General features: G+C 39.5%; 8 protein-coding genes. All 8 read right to left on the bottom strand.

From position 1 onward, the window contains the following. Positions 1-50: 50 nt before the first annotated feature. Positions 51-632 (bottom strand): cytochrome c oxidase assembly protein, encoded by a 582-nt coding sequence (locus tag ESZ26_RS09375; RefSeq protein WP_146796827.1) that lies wholly within the window; start codon positions 630-632, stop codon positions 51-53. A gap of 11 nt (positions 633-643) precedes the next feature. Next, positions 644-2,236, bottom strand: coding sequence for a cytochrome c oxidase subunit I (gene ctaD / locus ESZ26_RS09370; protein WP_146796824.1), 1,593 nt, complete (start codon positions 2,234-2,236; stop codon positions 644-646). Positions 2,237-2,247: 11 nt separating this feature from the next. Beyond that, complete coding sequence (coxB, locus tag ESZ26_RS09365) at positions 2,248-3,792, bottom strand: cytochrome c oxidase subunit II (RefSeq protein ID WP_395880439.1); 1,545 nt, start codon at positions 3,790-3,792, stop codon at positions 2,248-2,250. 565 nt (positions 3,793-4,357) lie between these two features. Then, positions 4,358-4,993, bottom strand: coding sequence for a transcriptional repressor LexA (lexA, locus tag ESZ26_RS09360; protein ID WP_146796822.1), 636 nt, complete (start codon positions 4,991-4,993; stop codon positions 4,358-4,360). A 77-nt stretch (positions 4,994-5,070) separates the two neighbouring features. Beyond that, positions 5,071-5,883, bottom strand: a complete 813-nt coding sequence (locus tag ESZ26_RS09355) for an esterase/lipase family protein (RefSeq protein WP_317615684.1) — start codon at positions 5,881-5,883, stop codon at positions 5,071-5,073. Between the two features lie 182 nt (positions 5,884-6,065). Further along, complete coding sequence (locus ESZ26_RS09350) at positions 6,066-11,285, bottom strand: DNA repair ATPase (protein WP_170246342.1); 5,220 nt, start codon at positions 11,283-11,285, stop codon at positions 6,066-6,068. A gap of 73 nt (positions 11,286-11,358) precedes the next feature. Next, positions 11,359-13,341 (bottom strand): flotillin family protein, encoded by a 1,983-nt coding sequence (locus ESZ26_RS09345; RefSeq protein WP_211361213.1) that lies wholly within the window; start codon positions 13,339-13,341, stop codon positions 11,359-11,361. A 71-nt stretch (positions 13,342-13,412) separates the two neighbouring features. Beyond that, a complete protein-coding gene (locus ESZ26_RS09340; protein WP_146796817.1) occupies positions 13,413-14,051 on the bottom strand; it encodes an OB-fold-containig protein in 639 nt (212 codons plus the stop codon). Between the last annotated feature and the right edge of the window lie 93 nt (positions 14,052-14,144).

Below are 14,144 nucleotides of genomic sequence, written 5' to 3'. Positions count from 1 at the left end.
TTATTCCCCTAAACAAATACCGTTACACATTAAGTGCTCGGTATAAATTGTTACGATTCCACTTTTCCGGTCACGTCATACAAAGTGTATGACAAAGTTAGCGTTGAAATATCTTCAGGTAATTCTGGGTCAACATAAAACTGTAACGCCATTTCTACCTCTTCATTCGCTTTTAACGGTTGCTGCGTAAAACAAAAACATTCAATTTTTTGAAAATACGCGGCCGCTAAACCGGGCGATACTGACGGAACTGCTTGGCCAATAATATCGCGGGTCGATTCATTTTTTGCATAAAATTTAACAAGTTTCATTTCACCGGGGTGAACTTTTATTTCACGGACCATAGGTTCAAACTGCCAAGGTATACCTTGGGCGGTTCGACTAATAAACTGCACCGTAACAATTCTTTTTGTGTCAATCTGCTCAACATTATAGACAGCGGCGGCAGTGGTTGACGTTTTTCCATTCAAACCAGTAATATCACAAAACACATCATATAAAGGGACAAGTGCAAAACCAAAACCAAACATACCAAAAACAATCAACACCAGCTTTTTTATAACTTGATTGTTTTTCGTTATAGCAGCGCTATCTTTGTTATTTAAATTTTGCACTTCGTCACCTTTATTCATATTTTATTAACTTAATCAATTTTTGGTGGTGTTGAAAATGTATGGTACGGAGCAGGACTTGCAACAGTCCACTCTAAACCTTCAGCACCATCCCAAGGTTTAGCCGGTGCTTTTTCTCCGCCTCTAATACACTTAATAACTACTGCTAAGAATATTAATTGCGAAAGACCAAAGGCAAAACCACCAATACTCACCCATTTGTTGAAGTCAGCAAACTGCAACGCATAATCCGGGATACGACGAGGCATGCCCGCTAATCCTAAAAAGTGCATCGGGAAGAAAAGTAAATTAACCGAAACCAGTGAACACCAAAAATGCCATTTAGCTAACGACTCGTTATACATATGGCCTGTCCATTTTGGTAACCAAAAGTATGCGCCAGCATAAATCGAGAATAATGAACCGGTGACTAACACATAATGAAAGTGAGCAACAACAAAGTAGGTATCATGGTATTGGAAATCAACAGGCGTTAATGCCAACATCAAGCCAGAGAATCCACCTATAGTAAATAAGATGACAAACGCGATAGAAAAAAGCATCGGCGTTTCAAAACTCATTGAACCACGCCACATAGTTGCGACCCAGTTGAATACTTTAACACCGGTAGGCACAGCAATTAACATCGTACAATACATGAAAAACAATTCACCAAATAACGGCATACCTGTTGTGAACATGTGATGCGCCCAAACAATAAATGACAACAAAGCAATAGATGCCGTTGCATAAACCATTGAGCTGTAGCCAAATAATTTTTTACGAGCAAACGCTGGGATAATCGTCGATACAATACCAAAAGCAGGTAAGATCATGATGTAAACTTCAGGATGCCCAAAGAACCAGAAAAGATGCTGGAACAATACCGGGTCACCGCCGCCAGCGGCATCAAAGAAACTCGTGCCAAAATAAGTGTCGGTTAACAACATAGTCACCACACCTGCGAGCACGGGCATCACCGCAATCAATAAATAGGCGGTAATAAAAAATGTCCAAACAAATAATGGCATTTTCATGTAAGTCATACCCGGCGCACGCATATTCATAATAGTAACAACAATATTAATTGCGCCCATTATTGATGAGATACCCATAATATGAACCGCAAAAACAAAAAATGCCGTACTACCATTTGAATAGGTTGTAGAAAGTGGTGCGTAGAATGTCCAACCAAAGTTAGGCGCACCTGACTCCATAAAGAATGTAGACAAAAGAATCGCAAAAGCAAAAGGTAGAATCCAAAAGCTCCAGTTATTCATGCGTGGTAGGGCCATATCTGGAGCACCAACCATCATAGGTATCATCCAGTTTGCAAAGCCAGTAAAGGCCGGCATTATGGCACCAAACACCATGATCAAACCATGTACGGTAGTTAATTGGTTAAAAAAGTCAGGTTCTACTATTTGCAAACCGGGTTGAAATAACTCGGCTCGAATAACCATGGCTAAAGCGCCACCAGTTAACAGCATAATAAAAGCAAACCATAAATATAACGTACCTATATCTTTATGGTTTGTTGTGTACAACCAACGTTTGATGCCTTTCATTTTATGGTCATCATGATGATCGTCGTGCGATTCTTGTTCTATAACGTCTGTAGTCATTTTATATCCCCCTACTTCGCACTAGCAGCATCAACAGCTGCAGGTTGTACTAAATCACCGGTGTTATTACCCCAAGCATTACGCTCATAAGTAACAACAGCCGCTATTTCGGTTTTAGTTAACTGGCTACCAAAAGCAGCCATGGCAGGATTTTTCTTGCTGCCATTAACAACCATATCTATATGCACAGCAATGTCACCCAGTGCAATTGCACTACCTTTCAGTGCAGGAAATGCCGGAGGTAAACCAGCACCAGAAACTTGATGACATGCAGCACAAGCTTTCATATAAACTTGCTCACCCATTACCATCAACTCATCTTCGCTATACACTTTAGTTAAATCTTCTACTGGAGCTTCTTCGGCAACTATGGCGACGACTTCTGCCACTTTTGCAGGTGCCGCCGTATCACTTTCTGAACCCTTAGCAACATCTTTAACATCGGCAGCTTGTACTGCATCGCCGGTATTGTTACCCCAAGCATTACGCTCGTATGTCACAACAGCAGCAATTTGTTTCATACTTAACTGCTTGCCATAAGCTTGCATACCTGTGCCTGCTTTACCATTGAGTACAATATCAATATGCGCGGCGATGTCGCCCGTTGCGACTGTACTACCTTTGAGTGCAGGAAATGCAGGAGGTAAGCCAGCACCAGAAACTTGATGACATGCAGCACAATAGGCAACATAGGTGGTTTCACCCAAGGTCATTAATTCTTCCATCGACACTGAAGCGTTAAGAGATGCTTTTTCAGCGGCAGCGGCTTGCGCATTAATTTGATGTTGCTCTTCTAGCCATATTGCATAGTCAGCTTCAGATTTTACTTCGACAACAATCGGCATAAAACCATGATCTTTACCACAAAGTTCAGCACACTGGCCTCGGTAAATACCCGGTTTATCGACCTTAGTCCAAGCTTCATTAATGAACCCTGGATTAGCATCTTGCTTAACAGCAAAAGCAGGTACCCACCAAGCATGAATAACATCATCCGAGGTGATTAAAAAACGCACTTTTTTATTAGTTGGAATGACAAGATGTTTATCAACTTCAAGTAAATAATTCTCACCTTTAGTCGCGGTCGTACCATCTTGATTTTCATATTGTTCACGAGGCGTTGACAGTACTGAATAAAACTCAATATCTTGATCAAAATATTTATAATGCCATTTCCACTGAGAGCCAGTAACTTGAATGGTAACGTCAGAGTCGTCGTTATTTTCCATTTCGATCAGTGTTTTTGTTGCTGGTACAGCCATAGCGATAAGAATGACAATAGGAATTGCTGTCCAGAGAATTTCTACTTTTGTACTTTCATGAAAATCTGCTGATTTAGCCCCTTTGGATTTTCGATGGAAAACCATTGACCAAAACATAGCGCCAAATACGACCACACCTATTGCTACACATATATACATTGCGAGCATATGTAAATCGTAAACATCTCTACTTACTTCTGTTACACCCTTGGTCAGATTTAATTGCATATCTGCCCAAGCTGAACTGGAAAGAACACTCCCCAACGACAGCCAACCTAGGTTACGTCTTTTCACACGACATCTCCTTCACCCTATAAAAGTTTAAAACTTGATACCAAGGACAAAATGCATCCTTTAGTACGGATTTTTATTATTTTCTTAGCAATTTGGTTATCGACCAGTAAGCATCGACAACATCGCCTTATATTTATATTTGTACATTTTCCAAACTAGAATTACTTAAAAGTTGATCTGGGTCAATTTAAAAATAGAGCTATTTCAAAATAAAAACCAACAAAAACAATAGAGTATCAACTCTAATACAGACAAAGGTCTAATAACAAAGGGCTGTAGCCCTAGTGTTAAAAATAAACAACTGTGTATAAATGCGACGATAACAACAAAAGGCACTGGTTGTTTTTTAAACAAAAAAAGATAAAGTCGTCTTAATGGGGTTTAGAATGAGAATTATTCTTAGTAAAGAGAAAGGTTTGCACGAAAAGTATACGAAAGCAGAGAAAAGCAAACTTTAGTCAGCTTTGTGCACTAAAGTTTGCGGAGTAGGTCAACTTAATTATTAACAAGTTTTCGGGGTAGGAGAGCTTAGTTCACAGTAATTTTGTCGAGAAGATTCACTTAATTACATCCAGTCTGCCGAGCGAATAACGCCAACAGCTAGCCCTTCAATATTAAATTCTTGAGCGGATAAATCGACTTTAATAGGAGAGAAATCATCATTTTCAGCATGTAAATAAACGATATTACCTTCACGTTTATAACGTTTAACCGTAACATTTTCTTCGACACGAGCCACAATTACCTGGCCATTTTGTACATCTGTAGTTTGATGAACGGCTAACAAGTCACCATCAAGTATACCGATGTTTTTCATGCTTTCGCCATTAACCCTCAGTAAGTAATCAGCAGCTGGGTGAAACAAATTACCATCAACTTTATAATGGTCTTCAACATGCTCTGCAGCTAAAATAGGCTCACCGGCAGCAACTCTACCGATTAGAGGTAAACCGGCTTCTTCCATTAACTTTTCAGTTAAACGAATGCCACGAGAAGTGCCCGGTAACATTTCTATATAGCCTTTTTTAGCCAAAGCTTTTAAATGTTCCTCTGCGGCATTTGCTGATTTAAAGCCAAAAAACTTTGCTATTTCAGCACGCGTTGGTGGCATACCCGTATCGCTTATTTTGTCTTTGATCAGATCAAAAACTTGTTGTTGTCGGTTCGTTAGTGGGCGTAATTCGCTGATTTCATTTAGCATAGGGTAGCCTGTAAATTTACACAGTGGTTACTGTCAGTATATACAGGTCGTTAGTAAAGGCAAGCTTTCTAGCAGAATTATTTTTGAAAACTACCTGATTTTAAGTAATGAATAACTTGTTCAATAACTTTGTCATTTCTCATCATAAAAGGATGAGTTGTTTCCATTTCAATGTGATCATTCATACCGTCAAGTTTGGTACTGGCGACAGAAACTTTACCATCATCTTTATCTGGAATAAGTGTTGATAATATCCAATTAATACTTTGATTACCGGCAATAACACCCAAATCAAAATTCGCATTACCGAGATTACTTGGCACGCTTAATTCACCGGTACCTAGCTGCATACCTGCATCGCCATTGATAAAACTAAAGCCAGGCGCATTGCGCAGCTTGTCGACCACTTCACTACCCTTATTGGGTGGGCCAAGCATAACCACTTTATTTAAATGAGGTATTTTATGCACACTTAAATACTGACGCACTAAAATGCCACCCATTGAATGGGTAACAAAATTAACAGGACGGTCTTCACAGGTTAACAAGGCGCTCGAAATAACTTTTTCGGCTAACTCTTCTATCGAATACTCCCTCGATGGATAGTTAATGTTAATAACAAAGTAGCCTTCTTCGCTAAGACGCTTTTCAATAACCTTCATTGAGCTAGCAGAGCGCGCTAGTCCATGAAGTAAAATAACACACTCGCCATTAGACAAAGTTTGTGTATGTTCGGGTGAAGCCGCTTGTTTTTTATTTTTAACTGAATTCTCTAAAATTTCTTGTTCAATCATATTTTTTAAACGAATTTCGACATCGGTAATTTTTTTAGTAAATTGCGCTTTAAGGAGCGCTAAGTCTGATTTAAGTGCTGCAATTTTTTCATTCATAACTTCGCTCCATCATTTTATTTTACAGGTTAATTATTGACGTTTTACTCACTTTTTAAAAGAGACGTCACCATATTTTTTAAAGCACGGCTTTGGTTCTATAGTCATGTTACTTCTACCGAGCAGTATAAGCCGATGCGCTCTTGATAAGGGGGAAATATTTTTGACCCCAATAGCCGATGTTAGTCAGCAGACGGCACATCAATATTACGTTGTTTTCCTGATGCTAATTCTCGACTAATTTTTTGAATATGGCTTTCAGAACTTTTTACTGATTTCTCAGTCGTCAGGTTCAATGTTTTTAAGGTATCAATCATCGCCAAATCGACGTTCTTATTACTTTGTAACGTGTTAACCAGTGGAGTTAAAAAAGACGCCATATTTTCGCTGAATAGCGCTAAAGTTTCTGCTAACGCCGAATCATCTGGCTTTTCAATATTCACTTGTAGTTTAAGACTTGCAAGCGTTTCATTTAAGGTAGCTAACGCTGCAGATTTAGGCTGTAACAAGGCCTCTCCTATTTGATTGAGGCCTTTTTGCAATAACGATATTTGGCTCGCAACCGCGGCAATGGGGTTATCACTGTCGCCCAAGTTTTGATGACGAACAAAATCCGCCTTAATTTGTTGCCAACGCACTTTTTCTTCACTGGTTTGATTGTTGCGCAGTTCCGCTAATTTAAGTAAGTTTTCTTCAGCGCCTATGGTCAGTGTTTGCGCTTCGCCGCGATAATGATCGGCAATAAGCTGTTCAACTTCCTCTTCGGTCATAACCGGCACTACTTTTTCCGCCATCTTATTCATATTGCGATAGCTTCCTTGTAACTTGAACGAAGGTTCAGTGCGATATTTATCGTCTTGTGCGGCAGAGGCGATGTACTGTTGATTAGCCTTTAATACCGTCGCTTGAATTTTACGAATACGTTGAATAACCGCAACTATTTCATTGATTTCGGCTTGCGAATAATTATGTTTTAGCTCAGTTGTGGCAACTTGTTGACCATCGGCAATTTTAACCAGATTATAGAGATCGTCCATATTTCGGGTCGCTAGTGGCGCGATGTAGCGGTTACTGGTTAAGCTATTTTCAATAAAGCTTAACGAGAACTCTTCTTCTCGACCACTTAAGGTATCACCTAAATTATAAATATCGGCTCGGTTAGCCAACATATCTGGAATACTGAATGCTTCTCCTGATTCGGTATAAGGGTTACCAGCCATGACAACTGCAAATTTTTTGCCGCGCATATCATAGGTTTTACTTTCGCCATTCCAGACACCATCCACTTTTCTTGAGCCATCACATAAGGAAATAAACTTTTGTAAGAACTCAGGATTGGTATGCTGAATATCATCAAGGTACAACATGACATTGTTACCCATTTCAAAGGCTAAGTTAATCTTTTCAACTTCATTTTTTGCTGTTGAGTTATTTGCCTGAGCGGGATCTAGCGACAACTGATCGTGTCCTATTGAAGGACAGTTTATTTTAACAAAGGTCATACCTAGCTTGCTGGCAACATATTCAATAAGCGTTGTTTTACCATAACCTGGTGGAGAAATAAGCAGTAATAATCCCATTAAATCAGAACGTTTATTATTACCAGCTGCACCAATTTGTTTAGCTAAATTAATACCGATAATCGGGAAGTAAACATCATTAATTAATTTATTACGCACAAACGAAGACAGCGCTCTTGGTTTAAACTCTTCTAAGCGTAAGCGTTTGCGTTGTGCCGCTAATACCTTTTGCTTTTGAATATGAAAGCCTTTGAATGCCGGTTCATGCTCATTTTTAAATTGGCGTAGTCGAGTGATAAATTCTTGATAATTTATCGCAATTTTTCTCTCCGATATTTGTCCGTGCTGCCCCAATAAACCATCAACAACACCTTCGGTGTCAGCCAATGAAGTATAGAATTCACATTGCTCTTGCATCAGCATAAAGATTGCGGCTTCAGCAATAATATCTTGATGGATGTTCATGCTCTGATGCGAAGAAAAAGCCTGCAACCACGCCCAGTAAAGTTGATATTTTTGCTCTAGTGTCAAACAACCCGATAATGCGCCACTGAGTTGTTTTTCTAAGCTCTTATGCTTTAGCTGACTCTTCAGTTGGTTGGCTAACTCAACGCTACTTTCTTTAATAACAAATTTCTGCTCGGCTAAAGCTAACTCTTGCAATAGGTAGGTTGCTGACAGTAACGTGTCACATTTCAGCCAAGGCTGACTTTCAAGATAACTATCTAATAATGTAGCCAGTTCTTTAATAAGCTGATGACGTAATTGATTATCGCCAAAGGTTTCTTCCATGATATGGAGATTATGACTGCGTTGTAATAAATCTTTTCGGCCGTTATCTGCTAATTCTGTGGTGAAAAAAAGTACTGCTAGTCTTCTTTCGGCGACGGGATAAGCTAACAAGCCAATAGATTCTCTTAAAGCAAGTAATTGCGTTAGAATTAATGCCGCATCGGCATCATGTACGCCCTTATCATAACCTTCTTGATAACGTGGCTCAGCAGCTTTTCTGACCACCTTGCCTAATTCATTGTTTTTTACCGCCGCTTTTAAATGTTCAAGTTGCGCTTGGCCAGCAAATTCAGCCTCAAATAATAATGTCGCCGCTAAATACTCACCTCGGTAGACCTTGTCAGATTCTGAGACCAGCGCTTGTTGCCAAAGGTATTCAGTACCAACAAATAATTCAGTGGGTAGCGTTTCAAAGTATTCACTACCACTGATATGCAAGACCATGGCACCATCACGAGGTAATAAGGTCAGTTCTAATTTTTGACGATTCACCGAAAATTGGTGGTCGCCTATTTTAACTAAACTACCGTCAGCAGAGTAAATATCGGTTTTATCTCTCAGTGCTCTTATGCCTTGCTCTTTAGCATTTTTTAATTGCGCATCAATGTCATCGGCTCTAACATTGTCATCAAGCTCTCTAAGCTGTTCAATTAGTTGCCTAAGCTTGGCAACCATAGGATCGCCAGCAAAATAGCTGTTTAATTTGTCTTGCAGACTAAACGATTGACTCCGTCTGATCACACCTTCGATAATACGCTCGGCTGCCGTCATCAAATTCAAACAACGACGCTGCTGTGCATCCATCAGCTGCTGCTTATGTTGTTCGAAGTTATCGTATATTTCATCCCTTTTAGTGATAATTTCATTATAAAATTCATCATAATCACTAAACTGGCTTTCTAAATCTTCTAACTGAATTAAAATTTGAGAAAGTTGCTCATCACATGCTGGCGGTGAATCACTGGCATTTAAAGCACTGGTGACACTTTGGCTTAACAGTTTAAATCGAGCACCAAATTCTGCTCGCGCCTCTTCACTACCGACACTTTTAGCCGCCAAATCAGCATTAGCTTTAACGCGGTTTATTTGACTAAAGACAGTGGAAATATCTTCTAGAATACGTGTTCTTTGTCGGCTATCTTCAATTTTTAGTGACAACATAGTGCGATTAAGCAATTCTAATCCTTGCACAAGTTCTTCAATTTCCGTACGAATCGGCTTTAATGAGCTAACCGATTCACTTTTTTCTATCGCTTTTTCTAATGCAACTATGGTCTTTTGATAAGGCGTTAAAGCATCGTCTTGTTGGAGAAAATCAGCGGTTGCTTGGCTAAGTGCTTTCGTTAACGTATCTAACTGAGTTTCCATGGCATTAATTGCGTCAACATCGATATAACGTAAATCTTTATGGGAGATCAATTCACCTTTAAATTGGGCTAAAACCGATAAGCAGTCAACGAATTGTGAGGCATGCTCGAAACCCGAAATTTGAACTTGTGTTACTAGCTTGGCTAGCTTTTCTTTTGCTTGAATTAAGGCCCGATCAGAGTTTTCTTTAATGCTGGTGACTTTTTCAAATTCATCTATAACCAATTCAGAGGTGATCGCGATTTGCTTGATAAGATCATGCAGCAAACTCAGCTCTTTATCATTAAGCCAATGATATTTGTCAAAAATTTGCTTAGACTCTTTCACTAAATCATTAAAATGCTGCGCGCTTGGTGTTTGCACCGAGATCAATTTAGCGACACTGAATAAGTCAGAAATACCACGAACCAGTTCAGGGTTACCTATTTTACCAAAGAAGCTATTATCAACTGGTTGATTACTGGCAAATTCTTCACTACAAAAAGGCGTTTGCCATATTTGCATAGCATGAACACGTGATGGCTCAGACTCGGCATTAAAAACCACCGCTCTACCATTGTTGTATAAACTTTGACCATGACCATAAATGGGATTTTGTAATGTTCTCGTGATCAAATTATAACCGAACAAAGCGTACTGCCCTTCGTTTGGTTCATAAAATATATAGAGAAAGTCTTCACCGTTTGGTGATTTCATCACGCGGTGTAACTGTAAATCTTCGGCATTATCTTCAAAACTTTTGTGTTCGCCATTTTGTAAATAGTAACCACCGGGGAAAATAATACCGTGGTCTTCAGGTAATTGAATACAGGCATGGGCAATGGCATCTTGCCTGATCACTTGCTGAGTTTTAGCATTAAAAATTAAATGGCGGGTCTCAGTTTCACGATACGGCTTTATTTTCAATAAAATAAGCTCGCCAACTCTGGCGTAATGAATTTCGGCGTCATCTATAGACTGATGTTCATCTTCGACTGGCTCGGAATATATGCCTTGACCTGCGGTGGTATTATTCTCAACTTTTAAGGTAATTGAGCCACCAATAGCTTCAACAAACAAGATGTCATATAAATTATAATGTGGGTGTTTACCTTGCTCTTGTTGCTCTCGAGATACTTTATGCCATTCAAAGTCAAAATTTTCTGGCTGCTTTATATCTCTTTCACCACGATTATCGATATAGCTAACTTGCTGATCAGCGTCGATACCCCAACGAAATACTCTAATATCGTCAAGACGTTCACCAATACGAAAGATGGCAAATACTTTACTGCCTTGTCGATAAACATGAGCTAGAAATGTTTTTTTGTAATAGGTGTATAACTCATCAAAATCACGGACAAATTCAGCATCGTCAAGAAAACTATCCTTTACCGGAAGATCAATAATCTCAATATCATCTTTATCACCTTTAATTTGGTGTAAACTGAAAACGTCTGAGACGGTAATATTGCGCTTTAAACCGAGAAAGACGTTATAGCCAAAAAGTAAGGTATCTCCGATGGCGGCAATATCTCTAGCAACACAGTTATGCTCAGTTCTAACCCGCACACGAGCATCAACTTTCATATCGGTGGAGCCAAACGTGGCAATACGCTCGTCGTTTAGCTGCTTAATTTGGCTATTAAGATCACTGCCTAAGGCTGACAACCTGCGCTGAATAAGTTCATATGAACCTCCTTCTGCAACAGCCTGATTAGTGACGCTATCCTTATCTGACATATGAGACTCCATGAGCTAATGCACAGATACCCTTGAACGGATCACTGTGCATGGCCTGATTGATACTTGATGACTATTTTTCGTCTGACGAGTTTTTGTTCGCTAAGTTTAACAAACTAGCCAATGCGCCTTTTTGGGTGTCATCGGCATTATTTAATGTTGACAATAACTTAGACATGTTGAAATTTTTCATGGTTTCACTCGTTTGAGCAGCACCTGCTAGCACTCCACCCAAATCGTCCATAATATTGCGGTCGCCATTTAAGTGATCTTTAAACAAGGTTTTTACTGTTTCACTTTCATTGACTAAGCCGTCGATAGACTTACCAACCGTGATAGAGCTCATAAACTGACGCAAGAATTCGCCATCACCGCCCATAATATTAATATTGGCTTCACTTAATGCCGTTGCTAATACACCCGCTTGCTTCTCAGCTAACGCAACACTATTTTCTAGTTTCGCTAGGGTTAATTCACGCTCTTGATTTAAACGTAAACCAAAGGTTTCAAACTCTCTGGCTTGTTCAGACATTGCGTTAAGTACCTCTTGTTTTTCACGTAAACCAGTCGCTTCTGCTAAGGCTTTTTCTTGTATACCTTTAGCCTCAGCGGTCAACTTAAGTTCGAGTGTTTTAGCTTCAGCCTCACCTTGTCTTTCGTGTGCATCAGCTTGCGCTAAGGTAATTTGAGCTTCAGCAAGCCCTTGTGATGCCGCTTCTGCTTGGTTACCCTCAGCCAATATTTTCTTCGACTCTGCCTGTTTACTCGCGGCTTTTAATTCAGCGTCGGCAATGGTTTGCATTTTTCTTGCGATATGCTCAGCCGCTTGTTCTTGCGCTTTAGCTGATTCAATATCTTTAACCAATGCTTGCTCAGCTTCACCTTTAGCTTTAATAACCAATTCATCTTTTTGGCGGTTAGCTTCTGAAACCACACGTAAATCTTTGATAAGCTCTTCTTCTTCAGCGACGCCTTTTTCAACCATGATGCGTTCACGCTGCACTTCAGCAATATTTTTACGTTCTATTTCTAGGGCTTTTTCTTTGTCGATTCGTAGTGTTTCAACTTCTTTTTCACGATCTATTTCTTCAACTTGACGGGCACGTTTCACTTTTTCTTCTTCGATAGCCACAGCTCTAAAACGATTTTGTTGTGCGATATCAGCTTCACGTTGTTTATTTTCTTCGGCTACAGCGACGGTCTGTTCAGTCGCTATTCTTGCCTGTTCAGACTTACAGAATTCTTCTTGCACTATTTTAGCCGTTTCGGCTTCTTCTCGAGCTTCTACGGTAGAAATTTCTCGCGTCTGTTTAGCTTGGGCATCGGCTAATTGGCGATCAAGTTCTAAGCCTTTTTCTTTAGCATCAATATCTTGTCGTTTAATGCGTATTTCTTCTTGGCGTTTTAAGTCATTGGTTTCAACACTTTGTTGAGCGGTTAACTCGGTGATGCGCCTAATACCTTCAGCATCCATAATGTTATTAGGATCTAAATCGTTTATCGACGTTTGTTCAAGAAAATCAATGGCGACATCTTCGAGTACATAACCTGATAAATCTTGGCCAATTACCGCTTTAATTTTGTCACGAAAAATATCACGCTGGGTAAAAAGATCAGTGAAATTTAATTGTTTGCCTACGGTTTTAAGGGCTTCAGAGAATTTAGCTTCAAAAAGTTCTTGCAAGGTTTCAGGAAAAGAAGAGCGCTCACAGCCAACTTGTTTTGCCACACGTAGAATGTCTTCTTTGGTTTCATTAACCCGAATATAAAAGGTAATAGTAATGTCAGCACGAATGTTATCCTGACAAATAAGCCCAGATCGCCCTTTTCGTTCTAGCATCATGCGCTTGGTAGAAATATCCATAATTTCTTTTTTATGGATAACCGGAATAACCATGCCGCCATTGGTACTTATTTCTGGTTCAGCGCCTAATTTGTTGATGATTAATGCTTGGCCCTGCTCTACTTTGTGATAAAACTTAGCCATCATGATTAACAGTGAAAAGACTAAAAGTACGCCAATGCCAATCGCGAGATAAAGTGGTTCCATTACCATGTTTTTTTTCCTTTTATGTAAATTCGATGGTCACTACTGTGTGACCAAGTATATTATAATTTATTTGTTATTCAGTCAGCATACGGCGCAACAATGTAAGCATGCTTTTCTTTTAAATATTCTATCAGTAGCACATTATCACCCTTTTTTAAGCAGTGTTCTGGGTCACAGCGCACATCAAGCAAGATTTCTGCGCCGTTGTTATATATGCGAGCTTGACCAAAAATTTCACTAACCGTTCCTGTAGCAATCGTGGCACTTTTTCCTACCAACTCGCTACTTTTAGAGGTTTCGACACTTTTAAACATCCCTTTTAAGGGGCGAATAACAATAGCGGTTAACGGTAGAGAAATTAAAAATACGATAAAGCTACTAACCGCGCCAAGCAGATAATATAACCAACCATCGGGTAACCAAGCTAAAATATAGAATTGCAGGTAAAAACTGATTAACCAGCAAATAAGGATAATAATGCTAAAAACTAAGGTAAACGGCACACCAGTTATTCCAAAGGTCAGCATAAAACCGGTCAAGCCACCGACAGAAATATCAACATCACTATCGACTTCTACATCAAGGTCTACATCTCCAGCTAAACCTAAATCGACCAGCCCTAACATGCCAATAAGCCAATAAACAACCACGACACCTAGCAGTGTCGAATATAGAACGGTGGGAAATTTTGAAGCGACTTCTAGCAGCTGTTCCATTGTTTATCCTTAAAGCGCATAGCGAACACCCGCTATTATTATGGTGTTTATTCTTTATATTTACCATACACCTGTGACATAATATGTCAATAC

The sequence above is a fragment of the Colwellia hornerae genome (assembly GCF_007954355.1).
Classification (GTDB): domain Bacteria; phylum Pseudomonadota; class Gammaproteobacteria; order Enterobacterales; family Alteromonadaceae; genus Colwellia_A; species Colwellia_A hornerae.
The sequence above is the reverse complement of the archived record's forward strand: the minus strand, read 5'-3'. Positions and strand labels throughout refer to the sequence as shown.

Coding starts and splice junctions, on each gene's coding strand:
- ESZ26_RS09375 (WP_146796827.1), bottom strand. CDS start 632: ATGAATAAAGGTGACGAAGTGCAAAATTTAAATAACAAAGATAGCGCT.
- ctaD (WP_146796824.1), bottom strand. CDS start 2,236: ATGACTACAGACGTTATAGAACAAGAATCGCACGACGATCATCATGAT.
- lexA (WP_146796822.1), bottom strand. CDS start 4,993: ATGCTAAATGAAATCAGCGAATTACGCCCACTAACGAACCGACAACAA.
- ESZ26_RS09355 (WP_317615684.1), bottom strand. CDS start 5,883: ATGAATGAAAAAATTGCAGCACTTAAATCAGACTTAGCGCTCCTTAAA.
- ESZ26_RS09350 (WP_170246342.1), bottom strand. CDS start 11,285: ATGTCAGATAAGGATAGCGTCACTAATCAGGCTGTTGCAGAAGGAGGT.
- ESZ26_RS09345 (WP_211361213.1), bottom strand. CDS start 13,341: ATGGTAATGGAACCACTTTATCTCGCGATTGGCATTGGCGTACTTTTA.
- ESZ26_RS09340 (WP_146796817.1), bottom strand. CDS start 14,051: ATGGAACAGCTGCTAGAAGTCGCTTCAAAATTTCCCACCGTTCTATAT.